General features: G+C 63.8%; 16 protein-coding genes. 12 read left to right on the top strand and 4 right to left on the bottom strand.

Features of this window, described 5'->3' with window-relative positions:
• Nucleotides 1-65 precede the first annotated feature (65 nt).
• Nucleotides 66-2,396 carry an FdhF/YdeP family oxidoreductase gene (locus ACIP02_RS04000; protein ID WP_400613458.1) on the bottom strand — a complete coding sequence of 777 codons (2,331 nt, stop codon included), beginning with the start codon at nt 2,394-2,396 and terminating at the stop codon, nt 66-68.
• A gap of 307 nt (nt 2,397-2,703) precedes the next feature.
• On the opposite strand from ACIP02_RS04000, the gene moaA reads away from it, so the two are divergent.
• Nucleotides 2,704-3,708 (top strand): GTP 3',8-cyclase MoaA, encoded by a 1,005-nt coding sequence (moaA, locus tag ACIP02_RS03995; protein ID WP_400613456.1) that lies wholly within the window; start codon nt 2,704-2,706, stop codon nt 3,706-3,708.
• Nucleotides 3,709-3,728: 20 nt separating this feature from the next.
• Nucleotides 3,729-4,628 carry a bestrophin family protein gene (locus tag ACIP02_RS03990; RefSeq protein ID WP_400613454.1) on the top strand — a complete coding sequence of 300 codons (900 nt, stop codon included), beginning with the start codon at nt 3,729-3,731 and terminating at the stop codon, nt 4,626-4,628.
• Between the two features lie 170 nt (nt 4,629-4,798).
• On the opposite strand, the gene moaB is transcribed toward ACIP02_RS03990, so the two are convergent.
• Nucleotides 4,799-5,356, bottom strand: a complete 558-nt coding sequence (moaB, locus tag ACIP02_RS03985) for a molybdenum cofactor biosynthesis protein B (protein ID WP_400613452.1) — start codon at nt 5,354-5,356, stop codon at nt 4,799-4,801.
• Between the two features lie 140 nt (nt 5,357-5,496).
• Between moaB and ACIP02_RS03980 the strand changes: the two genes are divergently transcribed.
• Nucleotides 5,497-6,384 carry a LysR family transcriptional regulator gene (locus tag ACIP02_RS03980; RefSeq protein ID WP_400613450.1) on the top strand — a complete coding sequence of 296 codons (888 nt, stop codon included), beginning with the start codon at nt 5,497-5,499 and terminating at the stop codon, nt 6,382-6,384.
• Between the two features lie 152 nt (nt 6,385-6,536).
• Nucleotides 6,537-7,427, top strand: a complete 891-nt coding sequence (locus ACIP02_RS03975) for a DUF6216 family protein (RefSeq protein WP_400613448.1) — start codon at nt 6,537-6,539, stop codon at nt 7,425-7,427.
• Here the strand turns inward: ACIP02_RS03975 and ACIP02_RS03970 are convergent.
• On the bottom strand, nt 7,390-8,163 hold the full coding sequence (locus tag ACIP02_RS03970) for a helix-turn-helix domain-containing protein (protein ID WP_400613445.1): 774 nt from the start codon (nt 8,161-8,163) through the stop codon (nt 7,390-7,392). The two genes, ACIP02_RS03975 and ACIP02_RS03970, sit on opposite strands and share 38 nt — an antisense overlap.
• 378 nt (nt 8,164-8,541) lie before the next feature.
• Between ACIP02_RS03970 and ACIP02_RS03965 the strand changes: the two genes are divergently transcribed.
• From ACIP02_RS03965 to ACIP02_RS03945, 5 genes are all read left to right on the top strand, one after another.
• On the top strand, nt 8,542-10,155 hold the full coding sequence (locus ACIP02_RS03965) for an APC family permease (protein WP_400613443.1): 1,614 nt from the start codon (nt 8,542-8,544) through the stop codon (nt 10,153-10,155).
• 23 nt (nt 10,156-10,178) lie between these two features.
• A complete protein-coding gene (locus ACIP02_RS03960) occupies nt 10,179-11,105 on the top strand; it encodes a 4-hydroxyproline epimerase (RefSeq protein ID WP_400613441.1) in 927 nt (308 codons plus the stop codon).
• Between the two features lie 43 nt (nt 11,106-11,148).
• Nucleotides 11,149-12,096: a dihydrodipicolinate synthase family protein gene (locus ACIP02_RS03955; RefSeq protein WP_400613439.1), complete on the top strand. Its 948-nt coding sequence runs from the start codon at nt 11,149-11,151 to the stop codon at nt 12,094-12,096.
• A 166-nt stretch (nt 12,097-12,262) separates the two neighbouring features.
• On the top strand, nt 12,263-13,840 hold the full coding sequence (locus tag ACIP02_RS03950) for an aldehyde dehydrogenase (NADP(+)) (RefSeq protein WP_400613437.1): 1,578 nt from the start codon (nt 12,263-12,265) through the stop codon (nt 13,838-13,840).
• Between the two features lie 2 nt (nt 13,841-13,842).
• Nucleotides 13,843-15,090, top strand: coding sequence for an NAD(P)/FAD-dependent oxidoreductase (locus ACIP02_RS03945; RefSeq protein WP_400613435.1), 1,248 nt, complete (start codon nt 13,843-13,845; stop codon nt 15,088-15,090).
• 133 nt (nt 15,091-15,223) lie between these two features.
• Here the strand turns inward: ACIP02_RS03945 and xenA are convergent, their stop codons facing one another.
• Nucleotides 15,224-16,315, bottom strand: coding sequence for a xenobiotic reductase XenA (gene xenA / locus ACIP02_RS03940; protein ID WP_400613433.1), 1,092 nt, complete (start codon nt 16,313-16,315; stop codon nt 15,224-15,226).
• A 75-nt stretch (nt 16,316-16,390) separates the two neighbouring features.
• Here xenA and ACIP02_RS03935 point away from each other — a divergent pair, with 75 nt between their 5' ends.
• The 3 genes from ACIP02_RS03935 to glf all read left to right on the top strand — a co-directional run bounded on the left by ACIP02_RS03935 (nt 16,391) and on the right by glf (nt 19,209).
• The gene (locus ACIP02_RS03935) at nt 16,391-16,699 is read left to right on the top strand and encodes an ArsR/SmtB family transcription factor (RefSeq protein ID WP_400613431.1); all 309 of its coding nucleotides are present in this window, start codon (nt 16,391-16,393) and stop codon (nt 16,697-16,699) included.
• Nucleotides 16,700-16,870: 171 nt separating this feature from the next.
• The gene (locus tag ACIP02_RS03930) at nt 16,871-18,049 is read left to right on the top strand and encodes a glycosyltransferase family 1 protein (protein WP_400613429.1); all 1,179 of its coding nucleotides are present in this window, start codon (nt 16,871-16,873) and stop codon (nt 18,047-18,049) included.
• Nucleotides 18,037-19,209 carry a UDP-galactopyranose mutase gene (glf, locus tag ACIP02_RS03925; protein WP_400613426.1) on the top strand — a complete coding sequence of 391 codons (1,173 nt, stop codon included), beginning with the start codon at nt 18,037-18,039 and terminating at the stop codon, nt 19,207-19,209. The genes ACIP02_RS03930 and glf overlap by 13 nt, the downstream gene beginning before the upstream one ends.
• The last annotated feature ends 4 nt before the right edge of the window (nt 19,210-19,213 follow it).

Here is a 19,213-nt window from a genome sequence, read left to right as displayed (position 1 = left end):
CTCAGGGCTGTGGTGATCCTTGTAGGAGCGGGTTTACCCGCGAAGAGGCCAGCACAGGCAACCGTTTAATCGGCAGCCAGGACCGCCGCAATCCGGTTCCCGGCCTTGGCCTTCTCCACCTTGATGGCCACAAACTTCGAGGTCGGGGTATAGGTGCCCTCGCCATAACTCTCCAGCGGCACCAGCGGGTTGGTCTCTGGGTAATACGCCGCCGCCTGCCCTTCAGGCACGTCATACGCCACCAGGCGGAACCCCGACACCCGCCGCTCCACACCATCCTCCCACAGCGACACCAGGTCCACCTGCTCGCCCGGCTCGAAGCCCAGGCGACGGATGTCGGCCTCGTTGACGAACACCACTTCACGCAGGCCGAACACCCCGCGGTAACGGTCGTCCAGGCCATACAACGTGGTGTTGTACTGATCGTGCGAACGCAGCGTCTGCAGGATCAGGTCGGGCTTGTCGCCACGGGCCAGCACCTTGGCATTGATCAACGCCTCGGGCAGCGCATGGGGCATGAAGCGGGCCTTGCCCGTGGCCGTGCGGAAGTTGCGGTCGGCCGCGTTGTTGCCCAGGTGGAAGCCGCCCGGGCTATTCAGGCGTTTATTGAAATCGGTGAACCCAGGGATGACGTCAGCGATCATGTCGCGAATACGGTTGTAATCGGCCACCGCATATTCCCAGTCGATCGGCTGGTTACCCAGCGTGGCCTTGGCCATGCCGGCGAGGATCCACGGCTCCGAACGCATGTGTGGCGAGCGTGGGCGCAACTGGCCGTTGGAGAGGTGCACCATGCTGAAGGTGTCTTCCACGGTCACACCTTGCGGCCCCTCGGTCTGCAGGTCGATTTCGGTACGGCCCAGGCACGGCAAAATCAGCGCATCGCGGCCGGTGACCAGGTGCGAGCGGTTGAGCTTGGTGGAAATCTGCACGGTCAGCGCGCAGTTCTGCAGCGCCGCATGGGTGCGCGGGGTGTCCGGGGTGGCCTGGGCGAAGTTGCCGCCCAGGGCGACGAACACCTTGGCCCGCCCCTCTTCCATGGCCTTGATCGCCAGCACCGCGTTATGGCCGTGGGCCCGCGGCACACGGAACTGGAAGCGTTTTTCGATGGCGTCGAGCAACGCCGCCTTGGGTTTCTCGTCGATGCCCATGGTGCGGTCGCCCTGCACGTTGCTGTGGCCACGCACGGGCGACAAGCCGGCGCCTGGCTTGCCGACGTTGCCACGCAGCAGTTGCAGGTTGACGATTTCCTGCACGGTCGGCACCGAATGGCGGTGCTGGGTGACGCCCATGGCCCAGCACATGATGACCCGCTCGGCCTTGCGGTACATGCGTGCAGCGAGCTCGATCTCGGCCAGGGTCAGGCCCGATTGCTTGACGATATGCTCCCAGGGGGTAGCGTCCACCACCGCCAGGTAGTCATCGACGCCACTGGTGTGCTCGGCGATGAAGGCGTGGTCGAACACCGCGGGCTCGCCCTTGGCCTGGGCCTCACGCTCCCACTGCAGCAGGAACTTGGCAATGCCACGCATGGCCGCCATGTCGCCACCCAAAGCCGGGCGAAAGTAGGCGCTGGAGGTCGGCTCGGAGCCGTTGCTGAGCATCTCGAACGGGTGCTGGGGGTGCTGAAAGCGCTCCAGGCCACGCTCTTTCAGCGGATTGAAGCACACTACCTGGGCACCGCGCTTGACCGCCTCGCGCAGCGGTTCAAGCATGCGCGGGTGGTTGGTGCCAGGGTTCTGGCCGATGACGAAGATCGCGTCGGCCAGCTCCAGGTCGTGGAACACCACGGTACCCTTGCCCACCCCGAGGGTTTCCGCCATGCCCACGCCGCTGGCTTCGTGGCACATGTTCGAGCAGTCAGGAAAGTTGTTGGTGCCATAGGCGCGTACGAACAGCTGGTAAAGGAACGCCGCTTCGTTGCTGGCCCGGCCCGAGGTGTAGAACTCGGCCTCGTCCGGCGACTGCAGCGCACGCAGGTGCTTGGCAACCAGCTCGAAGGCCTCTTGCCAGGTGGTTTCCACATAGTGGTCGGTGGCCGCATCGTAGCGCATCGGGTGCGTGAGGCGGCCTTGGTATTCGAGCCAGTAGTCGGTCTGGTCTTTCAGCGCGCTGACGCTGTATTTGGCGAAGAACGCCGGGTCCACCGAGCGGCCGGTGGCCTCCCAGTTGACCGCCTTGGCGCCGTTTTCGCAGAACTTGACCATGTCGCTTTCCGGCGATTCGCCCCAGGCGCACCCGGGGCAGTCGAAGCCGCCGTTCTGGTTGGTCTTGAGCATGGCCCGCAGGTTCTTGAAGGCGTTCTCGCTACCCAGCCAGCTCTTGGTCACGCTTTTCAGCGCGCCCCAGCCGGCGGCGGCGCCTTTGTAGTCCCTGATGTGTTCGTCCTGGCTCATGCGATGAATCCTCACGCTTCGATGCTTTTATTCAGCGTATGGAGCGTGGGGCGGGGGCGTCCAATCGAAAGATCTTACGGCGTGATAAGCGGTTTCGATCATGGGTCTCCAGGTGATTGTCGTGCCATCTTCAGCGCCTGTGAGACCGAGCGCCGCGCGGGCGGCGCTCGATCTCACAGGCGCTGAAGATGCTGTGCCAACCGATAGAGGCCATCGATCAAGCAGTCGGACAAAGCAATTTGACGCCCCCGCCCCCAGGTTATAGCTTGGAGTTGTGTCCCAACCCCTTCGAGATTCGAGCGCGAACGTGGAACAGAACAGCCGAGCCCTGATCGACGGCTTCAACCGGAAAATCGACTACCTGCGGATGTCGGTCACAGACCGCTGCGACTTCCGTTGCGTGTACTGCATGGCCGAAGACATGCAGTTCCTGCCGCGCCAGCAAATCCTCAGCCTCGAAGAACTGTTCCAGGTGGCCGAACGCTTTGTTGCCCTCGGCACCCGCAAGATCCGCCTGACCGGTGGCGAGCCGCTGGTGCGCCAGGGCATCGTCGAGCTGTGCGGGCGCATCGCCGCCCTGGCCGGCCTGCGCGAACTGTGCATGACCAGCAACGGCTCGCAACTCGGGCGCCTGGCCCAGCCGCTGTTCGACGCGGGCGTTACCCGCCTGAACATCAGCCTCGACAGCCTGAACCCCGAGCGTTTCAAGCAACTGACCCGCACCGGCGACCTGCATCAGGTCATTGCCGGCATCGACGCGGCTCGCCGGGCCGGCTTCAAGCGCACCAAGCTCAATTGCGTGGTGCTCAAGGGCCGCAACGACCACGAACTGGTCGACCTGGTGCGCTTTGCCATCGACCGTGAGCTGGACATCACCTTCATTGAAGAAATGCCCTTGGGGGTGATCAGCGAGCACGAACGTGGTGAGTCGTTCTGCTCCAGCGATGAAGTGCGCGAACGGCTGGCCGAGCAATTCACCCTGATTGAGTCGACTGAAACTTCCCAAGGCCCGGCCCGTTACTGGCGCCTGGCCGAAGCGGCCAACACCCGTGTCGGCTTCATTTCGCCGCACAGCCACAACTTCTGCGCCACCTGCAACCGCGTGCGCCTCACCGTTGAAGGGCGCCTGCTGTTATGCCTGGGCAACGAGCACTCGGTCGACCTCAAACACGTGTTGCGTGCCCACCCGGGCAACCCTGAACGCCTGGAAAAGGCCATCCGCGACTCGCTGCACCTCAAGCCCTACCGCCACCACTTCGAAGTGGGTGGCGACGTGCAGATCCTGCGTTTCATGAACATGACCGGCGGCTGAACGGCTGTCTCTGGATTTCCATGATCGTCCACCCCACCCCCGATGTGCTGCGCGTGCTGTTCACCCTCAAAGGGTCGATCGTCAAACGCATCGCCTTGCGCTGCCTGATGGTCACCCTGCTGGCCGCGCTGATCGTGCTGGCCGAGCGGCATTTTCCGGCGTTTTTCTACCCGGTCAGCGCCACGCCATTCACCTTGCTGGGCCTGTCGCTGTCGATCTTCATGAGCTTTCGCAACAACGCCTGTTATGACCGTTGGTGGGAAGGGCGCAAGGCCTGGGGCAAGCTGATTATCGAAACCCGCTCGTTCGTGCGTGAAAGCGTGGTGATCACCGATGAAAGATTGCGTGCCGAGTTGCTGCGCAGCCTGTGCGGGTTTGCCCATGCGCTGAATGCGCGTTTGCGCAATGAGTGTGAAATGCGCGCGGCCAAGCCTTGGCTGGCGAAAGACAGCAAGATCAGCGCGCACAATGTCTGTGATGGCATCTTGCAAGAGATCGGCGCGCACTGTTCGCAACTGGCTGCGCAGCAACACATCAGCGATTGGCGTTACAGCCTGCTGGAGCAGCGGCTGGTGGGCCTGACCGAAGTGCAGGCGACCTGCGAGCGGATCAAGGGCACACCGCTGCCGTTCCCCTATACGCTGTTGCTGCACCGCACCATCTATATCTTCTGCATTCTGCTGCCGTTTGCCCTGGCCGAGCCGCTGGGCTGGCTGGCGCCGCTGTTCACTACCATCGTCGGGTATACGTTCTTTGGCCTGGATGCGATTGGCAATGAGCTGGAAGACCCGTTTGGGCGGGATGAAAATGATCTGCCGACCGATGCCATGGTGCGGACGGTGGAGCGGGATGTGCTGGCGCGGGTGGGGGAACAGCAGCTGCCACCGGCGTTGTTGCCGGTGGGGTATGTGTTGAGCTGACCGATTGTTGTTGCCTCGAGCACAACTGGCCTGCCTGCGCGGTCCCTGTAGGAGCGGCCTTGTGTCGCGAAAGGGTCGCGTAGCGGCCCCGGGATTTCAGCCAAATTGCAAAATTGCCGGGGCTGCTGCGCAGCCCTTCGCGACACAAGGCCGCTCCTACACCGACTGCGTCAGCCAGCTGTTAACGAATCAGCCCGGCTGGCACAAGCCTCGATCGGCAACAAGTGCTTGACGAAGTTGCAAGGCCGATGCCGCGCATCCAGTTGCTCCGCCAGGATCCCCTCCCACGCCGTACGGCAAGCCCCGGTAGACCCCGGCAGGCAGCACACCAGCGTGCGGTTGGACAACCCGGCCAGCGCTCGGCTCTGCACGGTCGAGGTGCCGATATCCAGAATCGACAACGCCCGGAACAGTTCGCCAAAGCCATCGATGCGCTTCTCCAGCAGGCACTCCACCGCCTCTGGCGTGCTGTCACGCCCGGTAAAGCCGGTACCACCAGTGATCAGCACCACCTGCACCTGTTCATCGGCAATCCAGGTAGCCACCTGGGCACGGATCTTGTACAGGTCGTCCTTGAGCAGCGCCCGCGCCACCAGGCGGTGGCCGACCTCTACCGAGCGGCTGGCCAGCAGTTCACCGGAGGTATCGTTGTCGTAGGTGCGGGTGTCGCTGACAGTCAGCACGGCGATGTTCAGCGGTACGAAGACCGCATCAGGTTGGACGCGCACGTTGAAGCTCCTTGAATGGCATTGTCGCCACGCTAGAGGCATGCCCCCAGGGCGTCCAATCGATATGACGTACCGGGCGATCAATGACATCTATCGCAAACGTAGGTTAAGGTCTGCACAACCAGACGCCAGGCATTTCCATGGACATCAAGCAGCTCAAGTTCCTCATCGCCCTCGACCAGACCCGCCATTTCGGCCAAGCGGCGGCGCTGTGCCACATCACCCAGCCGACGCTGTCCATGCGCCTGCGCAACCTGGAAGATGAACTGGACCTGGTGCTGGTCAAGCGTGGCCAGCGCTTCGAGGGTTTTACCGAAGCCGGCGAGCGCATCCTGGCCTGGGCACGCACCCTGCTCGCCGCCCACGACGGCCTTCAAGCCGAGGCCGCCAGCTGCCGCGGCCAGGTGGTCGGCAGCCTGCGCCTGGGCACGGTGCCGCTGGCCAGCTTCAACCCCATGCACCTGTTGTTGCCGCTGCGGGAAAAATACCCCGAACTGCACTTCCAGCTCAGTTCGCTGAGTTCGGAACAGGTCATCGACGGGCTCAGCCGCAACCAGCTCGACCTGGGAATCTGCTACCTGGACCAGGTCAACACCAGCTTCTTCGAAGTGATCGAACTGGGCACCACCACCATGGGCCTGCTGCATGACACCCGGCACTTCCAGTTTGCCAGCGACAGCCTGCGCTGGGACGAACTGAGCGACATTCCGCTGGGGCTGCTGAGCAAGGGCATGCACTACCGCCAGTCGCTGGACCTGAGCTTCCGCAGCCGTGGCCTGGAGCCCAATTCGGTACTGGAAAGTGACTCGAGCTTCCAGCTGATCCAGGCCATCAACACCGGCATGTGCTGCGCGATCATGCCGCTGGACTGCGGCCTGGAAGACCTCAGCGAGCACCTGCGCATCGTGCCGGTGGCCGACGCCGCCATCCACAGCCAGGTCGGCCTGCTGCTGCGCCGCAGCGAGCCGCGTTCGGCGATTGCCGAGCAGTGTTTTGCCGAAGCGCGCGTATTGTTCGCCAGTTCCTGAGCGCGCTGCAGTAACTAAGAAATTTCCCACAACCGACTCAGAAACTTCGCTAACGACAGGTCAGATTAACCGCCTTTATCATCGTCACTTCATCGGACCTGTGGACCTGCGACGTGTGTAGCAGGCCTGCTTACATCGTTAAAGGAGCTGACATGAGCACTTCAACCAATCTGGCCTCATCGTTCTGGAGCGTAGAAAACCTGGCGCCCCTGGCCGGCATCGTCGGGCCCATACTGCTGGGCCTGCTGCTGTGCTTTATCTACCGGCGGGCCGGTTCGTTGTATTTTCTTAGAGACCTCATCTGGCGGATTTTTGGTGGCACCACTGAATTCGACCAGCACTCGCAGTTGAACAGGCTGCGCAAGGAACTGAGGGAAATCGAGTTTTTCCGCTACGAATTCAATATTCCCGCCAACAACCTTCACGAGGCCAGCCTGGCCCATCGCTGGATCGTCGACAACGGCCTTGCGCCCGGCGACGTGAGCCGCAATCGTGCCTACATTGACTGGAGCGATTTCAACACCCCGCAGTTTGCTACGGCACGGTTCTCCCAGGGGCGCTTCAGGTGGCTCATTGCTCTAGTGGCCGTTCTCAGCGTGCTGATGGCGCCTTTGCCGATGGCAAACCAGTCGGATTACTTGATGGTCTGGCTTAAAAATGACCCTGAAGCACCTGCTTTCTACGTGTCGCAACAAGACATCAAGTTCCAAATGTGGTTTCCCGATGAAAAGCTGACGCTGGACCAATGCCGGTCCTCCGAAACTCTGGCGTCATTCACCCGGTACATGCCGGAGGAGAAGCTCGACACCATTTGTTCGGTCTTCATGGCTCCCGATTACGCGGCTCAGGTTGAAAAGGGGGTGAAAGGCCAGCGCGGGCTGTTGGCAGGCTTGTCCGCACTCCTCATGGCCGGTCTGGTGCTGGCCGTGCTGAAGCTGGCGCGTATGCAACGCGCGCAAAACCTTTACAACCGCTGGCAAGCGAACGCCACCGCAGCCCCAGCGCCTACAATGCCGTCGCCTGCCGATACTGCCTCGGTGTAAAGCCGGTCAGTTGCTTGAACTGGCGGCTGAAGGCGCTGTGGTCGGTGTAGCCACAGCACATTGCCACTTCGGTAATCGGCAGTTCCGAATGCAGCAGGCGGTGGGCGTGCTCCAGGCGAGCCTTGTGAATCATCTGCCGCGGCGTGAGGTGGAACACCCGCTTGCAGTAACGCTCCAGCTGGGCCACGGAAATACCGGCGATGCGGGTCAGCTCGCCCATGCTGATCGGCTGGTGGAAATGCTGGCGGATGTGTTCGTCCACCGCTGCCAGGCGCTGGTAGGCGGGGTGGCTGTCGGCGGCTGACTGCAGGTCGACCGAGATGCCGACCAGGCCGATGATTTCGCCCAGCGGGTTGTACAGCGGGCGCTTGTGGGTCAGGCACCAGCCGGGCTCGCGGCTGCCGTACAGGTGCAACTCCAGCTGGTCTTCGAGGACCAACCCTTCCTTCAGCACGCGACGGTCCTGTTCGGTGTAACCGGGGCCCAGCTGCGCCGGGAATACTTCGGCGCTGGTCTTGCCCAGCAGCGGTTGCAGGCGCTTGAGGCCGCAGCGCTGGACCAGGGTGTTGTTGGCCAGCACGTAGCGGGCGGCCGGGTCCTTGATGAAGATCGCGGCATTGGGGATGGCGTCGAGGATCGGCAGCAGCAGCGCCACACCCGCCAGCAGGGCCTCGAGGGTGGCGGGGCGGTGCTGGCCGAGGGATTGGTAGAGGGTTGCCAGGGGATTTTCGGTCATCTGTCGGTTCTCTGCTGACTGGGCCGGCCCTTTCGCGGGTGAACCCGCTCCTACAAAGGAGCGCGCAGGTGCAGAGGGCAGCGAGGTCCTTGTAGGAGCGGGTTTACCCGCGAAGAGGCCGGCCCTGCGATTACCTATCTGCAACCCTTACGGGGTAGGGCTTACAGCCTATTCCCCACCCTTCCTGCCTGCCACTGTTTTTCAGCAACTGTGCCGATTTCGTCATCCCCCCTGCAGAAAACCATCAAGAACCGTCGCCCTGATCGGTCCACTCTATGCCCCACGCACGCCGCCCAAGTCCTACAAGAGCGCGGCCCAAAAAGCCGCATCTCGTGACATCAGACCTGCCTATCCAATAACCAACAAAAAGGCGAACCCATGTCAGGCAAATTCAAGAAACAGTTATCACTGCTGGACCTCACCTTCATCGGCCTGGGGGCCATTTTCGGCTCTGGCTGGTTGTTCGCCGCCAGCCACGTCTCGGCCATCGCCGGCCCGGCCGGTATCCTCTCCTGGTTCCTTGGCGGCTTCGCCGTCCTGCTGCTGGGCATCGTCTACTGCGAACTGGGCGCTGCCCTGCCCCGCGCCGGTGGCGTGGTGCGCTACCCGGTGTACTCGCACGGCCCATTGCTTGGCTACCTGATGGGTTTCATCACCCTGATCGCCTTTTCCAGCCTGATCGCCATCGAAGTGGTCGCCTCGCGCCAATACGCCGCCGCCTGGTTTCCCGGGCTGACCAAGGCCGGCTCCAGTGACCCGACCGTGCTTGGCTGGCTGGTGCAGTTCGCCTTGCTCGGGCTGTTCTTTTTCCTCAACTACCGCAGCGTGAAAACCTTCGCCAAGGCCAACAACCTGGTCAGTGTGTTCAAGTTCATCGTGCCGCTGCTGGTGATCGGCGTGCTGTTCACCTTCTTCAAGCCAGCAAACTTCACCGTCCAGGGCTTTGCACCGTTCGGCTTGTCTGGCGTGGAAATGGCCGTGTCGGCCGGTGGCATCATCTTCGCCTACCTGGGCCTGACACCGATCATTTCGGTGGCCAGCGAGGTGAAGAACCCCCAGCGCACCATCCCGATTGCGCTGATCCTGTCGGTGCTGCTGTCCACCGCCATCTATGCCCTGCTGCAACTGGCCTTCCTCGGCAGCGTGCCGACCGAAATGCTCGCCAACGGCTGGGCCAGCGTGACCAAGGAACTGGCCCTGCCCTACCGTGACATCGCCCTGGCCCTGGGTGTGGGCTGGCTGGCCTACCTGGTGGTGGCCGATGCAGTGATCTCACCCAGCGGCTGCGGCAACATCTACATGAACGCCACCCCGCGCGTTGTTTATGGCTGGGCGCAGACTGGCACCTTCTTCAAGTACTTCACCCGCATCGACGCCGAGTCCGGCATCCCGCGCCCGGCGCTGTGGCTCACCTTCGGCCTGTCGGTGTTCTGGACCCTGCCCTTCCCGTCGTGGGAAGCGCTGATCAACGTGGTGTCCGCCGCCCTGGTACTGAGCTACGCCGTGGCCCCGGTCACCGTCGCCGCCCTGCGCCGCAACGCGCCCGACATGCCGCGCCCGTTCCGGGTCAAAGGCATGGGCGTGCTTGGCCCGCTGTCGTTCATTATCGCCGCGCTGATCGTGTACTGGTCGGGCTGGAACACCGTGTCGTGGCTGCTGGCCCTGCAGATCGTGATGTTCGTGCTGTACCTGCTGTGCGCCCGCTTCGTGCCGACCCAGCACCTGTCGCTGGCCCAGCAAGTGCGCTCGTCGGCATGGCTGATCGGCTTCTACGCGGTGACCATTCTGCTGTCGTGGCTGGGCAGCTTCGGCGGCCTGGGGGTACTCGGCCACCCGCTCGACACCGTGGCGGTGGCTGTTTGTGCCCTGGGTATCTACTACTGGGGTGCCGCCACCGGTGTGCCTGCCCGCTTGGTGCGACTGGAAGGCGAGGACGAAAGCGAAGCCTCTGCTGAAACCTATACCGGCCGCCCTGCCGCCGTCGCTTCCTGATCTTTTACCCAAGGGACACGCCCATGAAACAGATTCACGTCATCGATTCCCACACTGGCGGCGAACCTACCCGCCTGGTGATGAAGGGCTTCCCGCAACTGCACGGGCGCAGCATGGCCGAGCTGCGTGACGAGCTGCGCGAGCTGCACGACCCGTGGCGCCGCGCCTGCCTGCTGGAACCGCGCGGCAACGATGTGCTGGTCGGCGCGCTGTACTGCCCGCCGGTGTCGGCCGATGCCACCTGCGGGGTGATCTTCTTTAACAACGCCGGCTACCTCAACATGTGCGGCCACGGCACCATCGGCCTGGTTGCCTCGCTGCAGCACTTGGGCCTGATCACTGCGGGCGAGCACAAGATCGACACCCCGGTCGGCCAGGTCAGCGCCACCCTGCATGAAGACGGCGCCATTACCGTCGGCAACGTGCCGTCCTACCGCTACCGCCAGCAGGTGGCAGTAGAGGTGCCCGGCCATGGTGTGGTGCGCGGCGACATTGCCTGGGGCGGTAACTGGTTCTTCCTGGTTGCCGAACACGGCCAGCGTATCGAGCTAGATAACCGCGAAACACTGACCGAATACACCTGGGCCATGCTCAAGGCCCTCGAAGCCCAAGGCATCACCGGTGAGAACGGCGCCCCCATCGACCACGTCGAGCTGTTTGCCGACGACACCAACGCCGACAGCCGCAACTTCGTGATGTGCCCCGGCAAGGCCTACGACCGCTCGCCCTGTGGCACCGGCACCAGCGCCAAGCTGGCCTGCCTGGCTGCCGACGGCAAACTCGCCGAAGGCCAGACCTGGGTGCAGGCCAGCATCACCGGCAGCCAGTTCCATGGCCGCTACGAGCGCGACGGCGAACGCATTCGCCCATTCATCACCGGCCGCGCCTATATGACCGCCGACAGCACCTTGCTGATCGACGAACAGGACCCGTTCGCCTGGGGCATCTGAGCCCCGGCTTTTTACCAACCGAATTTCGCCAGGAGTAACAACAATGACCAACAACATCTTCACCGGCACCATGCCCGCCCTGATGACCCCGTGCACCGCCGAGCGCAAGCCGGACTTCGACGCCCTGGTGCGCAAGGGCCGCGAGCTGATCGAGGCCGGCATGAGCGCCGTGGTGTACTGCGGCTCGATGGGCGACTGGCCGCTGCTGACCGAGGCCGAGCGCCAGGAAGGCGTGGCGCGCCTGGTCGCCGCCGGCATCCCGACCATCGTCGGCACGGGTGCGGTGAACACCCGTGAAGCCGTTTCGCATGCCGCCCACGCCGCCAAGGTTGGCGCCGCCGGCCTGATGGTCATCCCCCGCGTGCTCAGCCGCGGCGCCTCGCTGATCGCCCAGAAGCACCACTTCTCGGCCATTCTCGCTGCAGCGCCGAAGCTGCCGGCGGTGATCTACAACAGCCCCTACTACGGCTTTGCCACCCGCGCCGACCTGTTCTTCGAACTGCGCAACGCGTTCCCTAACCTGATCGGCTTCAAGGAATTCGGCGGTGGCGCCGACCTGCGCTACGCCGCCGAGCACATCACCTCAAAGGATGACGACGTGACCCTGATGGTCGGCGTCGACACCCAGGTGGTGCATGGCTTCGTCAACTGCAACGCCACCGGCGCCATCACCGGCATCGGCAACGCCCTGCCACGCGAAGTGCTGCAACTGGTGAGCCTGAGCAAGCAGGCCGCCAAGGGCGACGCCCGTGCCCGCCGCCTGGCGCGCGAGCTGGAAGCAGCACTTGCGGTGCTGTCGTCGTTCGATGAAGGCTGCGACCTGGTGCTGTACTACAAGCACTTGATGGTGCTCAACGGTGATACCGAGTACAGCCTGCACTTCAACGAGACCGACGCACTGACCGATGCCCAGCGCAACTATGCCGAGCAGCAGTACGGGCTGTTCCGTAGCTGGTACGCCAGCTGGTCGGCTGAACAGAACCTGGCCTAAGCACCTGCTTAGAGGCCGAACCGCAGCCCCCTGTGGGAGCGGGTTCACCCGCGAACACCGGCAAAGCCGGTGCCAAGCACCGCGTCGCCTGATTCGCGGGTGAACCCGCTCCTACAGGGGGCGCGGTCTCCCTTGATACCTGAATTTGATTTCCCAAGGAGGTTCCATGACCCTGACAGGCAACCTGCTGATCGGCCACACCCCGGTAACCGGCAGCCGCTCGGCCATCCATGCCGTCAACCCGGCCACCGGCCAAGCGCTGCAACCGGCCTACCTCGGCGGCACCAGCGAACACGTGGCCCAGGCCTGCGCCCTGGCCTGGGCGGCGTTCGACGCCTACCGCGAAACCTCGCTGGAACAACGGGCACGCTTTCTCGAAACCATCGCCGCACAGATCGAAGCCCTCGGCGATGCCCTGATCGACCGCGCCGTGGCTGAAACCGGCCTGCCCCCGGCGCGTATCCAAGGTGAACGTGGCCGTACCTGCACCCAGCTGCGCACCTTCGCCCGTGTCGTACGCGCCGGCGAATGGCTGGACGTGCGCGTCGACAACGCCCTGCCCGAGCGCCAGCCGCTGCCGCGCGCCGATCTGCGCCAGCGCCAGGTGGCCCTGGGGCCGGTAGCCGTGTTCGGCGCCAGCAACTTCCCGCTGGCCTTCTCGGTGGCCGGCGGTGACACGGCGTCGGCATTGGCCGCCGGCTGCCCGGTGGTGGTCAAGGCCCACAGCGCCCACCCCGGCACTAGCGAACTGGTCGGCCGGGCGGTGGCACAAGCGGTGCAACAGTGCGGCTTGCCAGACGGCGTGTTCTCGCTGCTGTACGGCTCCGGCCGTGAAGTCGGTATCGCGCTGGTCAGCGACCCGCGCATCAAGGCCGTTGGCTTCACTGGCTCGCGTAGCGGTGGCGTGGCGCTGTGCCAGGCGGCCCAGGCGCGCCCGGAGCCCATCCCGGTGTATGCCGAAATGAGCTCGATCAACCCGGTATTCCTGTTCGACGCTGCCCTGCAGGCCCGCGCCGAAACATTGGCACAAGGCTTCGTCGCCTCGCTGACCCAGGGCGCCGGCCAGTTCTGCACCAACCCCGGCCTGGTGATCGCCCGCCAAGGCCCGGCGCTGCAGCGTTTCATCAGCGCAGCCCGTGGCCATGTGCAGCAGGCCGCCGCGCAAACCATGCTTACCCCGGGCATTTTCACTGCGTACCAGGCCGGCGTTGCTGCACTGGCAAACAACGCCAATGCCCAGTCCGCCGCCAGCGGCCAGCCCGGCCAAGGCCCCAACCAGTGCCAGGCGCAGCTGTTCGTGACCCAGGCCGAAGCCTTCCTCGCCGACCCGGCCTTGCAGGCTGAAGTGTTTGGCGCAGCCTCGCTGGTTGTGGCTTGCGCCAGTGATGAACAAGTGCGCCAGGTAGCCGAGCACCTGGAAGGCCAGTTAACCGCCACCCTGCAGCTGGACGACGCTGACATCGACAGCGCCCGCGCCCTGCTGCCCACCCTGGAGCGCAAGGCCGGGCGCATTCTGGTCAATGGCTGGCCGACCGGCGTCGAGGTCTGCGATGCCATGGTGCATGGCGGACCGTTCCCGGCCACCTCCGATGCCCGTACCACCTCGGTGGGCACGGCGGCGATCCTGCGCTTCCTGCGCCCGGTGTGCTACCAGGACTTCCCTGATGCCCTGCTGCCGCAGGCGTTGCAACACGGCAACCCGCTGCAACTGCAGCGCCTGCTCGACGGTAAACGGGAAGGCTGAACATGGTCGAAACCGCTGAAACCGATATCGCCGTGATCGGCGCCGGCATCGTCGGCGTCGCCTGTGCGCTGCAACTGGCCCGCCAGGGCCGCCGTGTAACGCTGGTCGACCGGCAGGCGCCCGGCCACGGTGCGTCCTTCGGTAATGCCGGGCACCTGGCCACCGAACAAGTGTTCCCGATTGCCGACCTGTCGATCCTCAAGCGCCTGCCACGCATGCTACTCGACCCCATGGGCCCACTGCGCCTGGACTGGAAATACCTGCCCAAGGCCATGCCGTGGTTTACCCGCTTGCTGCTCAACCTGCGCCCGGCGCCGTTCCAGCGCAGCGTGGCAGGTATCCGCGCCTTGAACGAAGGCAGCCTGGCTGCCTGGCAACGGCTGCTGGGCTCGATCGGGCGTAGCGAGCTGTTCCAGGAGGATGGCTCGTTGCTGGTGTTCGAACGGCCGGAATCGCGGCAGGCGCTGGAGGCACTGCATGCGCGTATGCAGCAGCAGGCGGTACCGGTGGACGTCTGGTCAGCGGATGCTGTGCGCGAAGCAGCGCCGCAGCTGAGCCCGTCATTGCTAGGCGGGCTGTTCTTCCCCAAGACCGGGCACTTCATCGACCCGTACCGGGTGGTGTGCGAGTTGTTCGAAGCGGCCAAGGCCAGTGGCGTGCGCTTTGTCCAGGCGCAGGTCGAGGGTGGCCAGGTGCACAGCGGTGGGGTTTGCCTGGCCAGCGACCACGGCACGCTCAATGCGCGCCAGGTGCTGGTCTGCTGTGGTGCGCATTCGGCAAAACTGACCGGAGCACTCACCGGCAAGCAGGTGCCACTGGACACTGAACGCGGCTACCACCTGATGCTGCCTGGCGAACATCAGCGTCTGCCGTTTGCGGTGACCTCGCTGGAGCGCAAGTTCATCATGACGCCCATGGCCGAAGGTTTGCGCCTGGCCGGCACGGTGGAGTTCGCCGGGCTGGACGCGCCGCCTAGCATGCAACGGGCGTGGCAGTTGCATCGGTTGAGCAAGGGTTTGTTCCGGCAAGCGTTGAGTGTTGAGGGGGCGACGCCGTGGATGGGATTTCGGCCGTCGTTGCCGGACTCGTTGCCGGTGATCGACCGGGTGTGTGATGGGCGGGTGCTGTTGGCGTTCGGGCATCAACATCTTGGGTTGACCCAGGCGGCGGTGACCGCGGAATGGGTGGGGCGGTTGGCTGAGCGGGCTGGTGGGGGTGAGATGTCGGCTTACCGGTTGGATCGGTTTTGAGTTCGGGGGCTGCTGCGCACCCCATTCGCGGGACAAGCCCGCTCCCACAGGTATAGCGCAGGCCTGAGGGCCACTCAATCCTGTGGGAGCGGGCTTGTCCCGCGAATGGGCCGCATAGCGGCCCCTTCTGGACTCAGCGATAACGCTCAAGCCAGTGCGCATACGGCGCCGGCAAGGTCCAGGAGGCTTTCTCCACGCCCAACTCCTTGGCCGCAAAGTAGGCCCAGTGCGGGTCAGCCAAATGCGCCCGGCCTACGGACACCAGGTCCAGCTGGTTGGCCTGCAGCGCCGCTTCCGCCAGTTGCGGCGTACCAAAACCCCACGCCGAAGTCACCGGCAGCTTGGCCTCACGACGCACGCGCTCGGCAATCGGCCCCATGAACGCCGGGCCCCATGGAATATGGGTGTCAGGAATGGTAAAGCCGACACTCACGCTCAGCAGGTCAAGGCCACCGGCCTTGAAGCGGCGCGCCAGCTCGATCGACTCTTCCAGGGTCTGCTCATCGCGGCCATCGTATTCCAGCACGCCAAAACGTGCGGTCAATGGCAAGTTCTCTGGCCACACTTCACGCACGGCAGCCAAGGTTTCCAGCAGGAAGCGGCTGCGGTTGTCGAAGCTGCCACCGTAGGCGTCGGTGCGCTTGTTGGAATGCTCGGAGAAGAAGCTCTGGCCCAGATAGCCATGGGCAAAGTGCAGTTCGATCCACTCGAAGCCGGCATCGCGCGCACGGCGGGCAGCATCGACGAAGTCCTGCTTGACCCGGGCGATGTCGTCCAGGGTCATTTCGCGCGGCACTTGCGGCAGGTGTGCGCCAAAGGCAATGGCAGACGGGGCGATGGTCTCCCAGCCGCGGGCGTCATCGGCGGCAATGTGGTCGTCACCTTCCCACGGGCGGTTGGCGCTGGCCTTGCGCCCGGCGTGGGCGATCTGGATGCCCGGCACCGAACCTGCGGCCTTGATTGCCTGTACCACCGGCACGAAGGCCTGTGCATGGGCATCGCTCCAGATCCCGGCGCAGCCGGGGGTGATACGCCCTTCCGGTGCCACCGCCGTGGCTTCAACCACCAGCAGGCCGGCACCGCCACGGGCCAGGCCGGCCAGGTGCACGTGGTGCCAGTCGTTGATCATGCCGTCCTCGGCCATGTACTGGCACATCGGCGGAATGGCGATGCGGTTGCGCAGGGTGACGTCCTTGAGGGTGTAGGGTTCGAACAGTGCGGTCATGCTGATCTCCAGGAGCATCGAATACGGTAGTTCGATCATAATCGAACTATGACAACAATTGAAAGCCCCGGTATCATGTCGACCATGCGAGCCTATAAACATCCCAATGCTGAAGACCTGATTCTCGAACGGGTGCTGTACGCCCTGAGCGACCCGGTGCGCCTTGCCATCGTCCGCCATCTGGCCGGCGTGACAGAGGCTACGTGTGGTGAACTTGATGGCGGTCGGCCGAAGTCGAGCATGTCGCATCATTTTCGGGTTTTGCGCGATGCCGGCCTGGTGCAAACCCGCAATGTAGGCACCACGCACATGAATTCCCTGCGCAGCGAGCTGCTGGACAGCCGCTTCCCCGGCCTGCTGGCCTGTATCCTGCGCCAGCACTGAGCCGCAAGGTTGGGCATGCCCTTCATCGGGTAGCACCCAGCCTGTTTGAACACCCTTCCCCGGTGATGCCTCCAAATTCTACAAGGCATCACGCGAGCCGTTCAGCGACGCCTTCGTTCAAGCCCGCCATCCGGGCCGGCGTCCGTCCGTGCTTATGCAGGGGAACCTCGTATGAACCAACTCGAATTCATTCCGCTCGATCAACCTTACGTTGGCGAATCAGCGCCGGGTATTACCCAGGCCACACGAACACGCCCGACCTTGTTGTGCTTGTCACATCTGCGCTGGGGTTTTGTCTACCAACGCCCGCAACAGCTGATGTCGCGTCTTGGTCGCGACTATGACGTGGTGTTTTTCGAAGAGCCGGTATTCGACGACGTAAAGGGCCCAGGCTTACGCTTGGAGTCAGTGGCCGAGGGCGTCTGCGTGCTGGTTCCGGTGCTGCCACCGGGGCTGGATGAAGCACAGCTGATCGATGCCCAGCGCCGACTGATCGACGCTTGGTTGGCATTGGGCGACGTCGGTGAGTTGCTGCTGTGGTACTGGACGCCGATGAGCCTGCCTTTCACCGAGCATCTGCAGGCCCAGGTGGTGGTGTACGACTGCATGGACGAGCTTTCGGCCTTTCGCTTCGCACCGCCGGCCATGCTCGCCATGGAGCAACGCCTGTTACAGCGTGCCGACCTGGTGTTCACGGGCGGCCATTCGTTGTGGGAGGCCAAGCGCCAGCACCATGCCAACGTTCACGCCATGCCCAGCAGCGTCGACATCAGCCACTTTGGCCAGGCCCGCCAGCCACTGCCTGACCCACCCGACCAAGCCGAAATCCCCCATCCGCGCCTGGGATTTTTTGGCGTCATCGACGAGCGTTTTGACCTCCAGCTGGTAGCCGAGCTGGCAGTTCGACGGCCTGACTGGCACATCGTGCTGATCGGCCCGGTGGTGAAAATCGACGAGGCCAGCCTGCCGCGCCTGGCCAATATCCATTACCTGGGCAGCCGGCCCTACGAAGCGCTACCCGCGTATCTGGCCGGCTGGGATGTCGCACTGATGCCATTCGCCCACAATGAATCAACACGCTATATCAGCCCGACCAAAACCCCGGAGTACCTGGCCGGAGGCTGCCCGGTGGTATCCACTGCGGTGCGCGATGTGGTCAAAGGCTACGGAAACAGTGGCGTGGTCAGTATCGCCGACACACCCGAGGCATTCATCGAAGCGGTGCAAGACGCGCTGAACCTGCGCTTTCAGTCGGGCGAGATAGCCCGGCGCGCTGACAAAGCCCTGGATGGCATGTCGTGGGACAAAACCTGCGGCGCCATGCGGGAGCTGATCGAATGCCAACGATAACCCTCGACCACGCCATCGCCGCACCCGCTTATGACTACCTTGTCGTCGGTGCCGGTTTTGCCGGCAGCGTACTGGCCGAACGGCTGTGTGCCGGGCTCGGCCTGCGGGTACTGCTGATTGATCGCCGCGAGCACATTGGCGGCAACGCCTATGACCACCTGGACGCCGCTGGCGTGCTTGTGCATCGCTATGGCCCGCACATCTTCCACACCAATGCCCAACGCATCGTCGACTACTTGTCCCGCTTCACCGAGTGGCGCCCTTACGAGCACCGAGTACTGGCGCAGGTGGACGAACACCTGGTGCCGATCCCGATCAACCTGACCACCCTCAACACGTTGTACGGGCTGGACATGGACGAGGCCCAGGCGGCCGGGTTCCTCGCCCAGCGCGCCGAGCCGGTGATACCGCTGCGCACCTCGGAAGATGTGGTGGTCAACCAGATCGGCCGCGAGCTATACGAGAAATTCTTTCGTGGCTATACCCGCAAACAATGGGGCCTGGACCCCTCGGAGCTCGACAAATCGGTCACTTCCCGAATACCCACCCGCACCAACCGGGACGACCGCTACTTCACCGACAGCTTCCAGATGATGCCGTTGCACGGCTATACCGCGATGTTCGAGCGCATGCTTGAGCAGGCTGGCATCGACGTGCTGTTGTCTTCCGATTTCAAGCAAGTGCGGGATCTGGTGCACTACCGGCAGCTGGTGTACTGCGGGCCGGTCGATGAGTACTTTGAACATTGCTACGGCAAGCTGCCCTATCGCTCGTTGCGCTTCGTGCATGAAACACACGATGTCGAATGCTTTCAGCCGGTGGCAGTGGTCAACTACCCGGCGCCGCACGTGCCTTATACGCGCATCACCGAGTACAAGCACCTCACGGGCCAGACCCACCCGCGCACCAGCATCAGTTACGAATACCCTTGCGCCGGGGGTGACCCCTATTACCCAATACCGCGCGCGGAAAACACCGAACTGTACCGGCGCTACAAGGCCTTGGCCGATCAGACCCCAGGGGTGACCTTCCTCGGCCGGCTGGGCACCTACAAGTACTACAACATGGACCAGGTTGTCGGCCAGGCGTTGGCGTTGTACCAGCGTATCGCCCGCGAAGCCGGGGTCGAGGCCGAAGCCTATATCAGCGAGGCCGGTTGAGCCC

Source organism: Pseudomonas sp. NPDC089408, assembly GCF_044749445.1.
GTDB lineage: Bacteria > Pseudomonadota > Gammaproteobacteria > Pseudomonadales > Pseudomonadaceae > Aquipseudomonas.
Note: the sequence above shows the minus strand (reverse complement) of the source record. Positions and strands in the feature narration are given on the sequence as shown.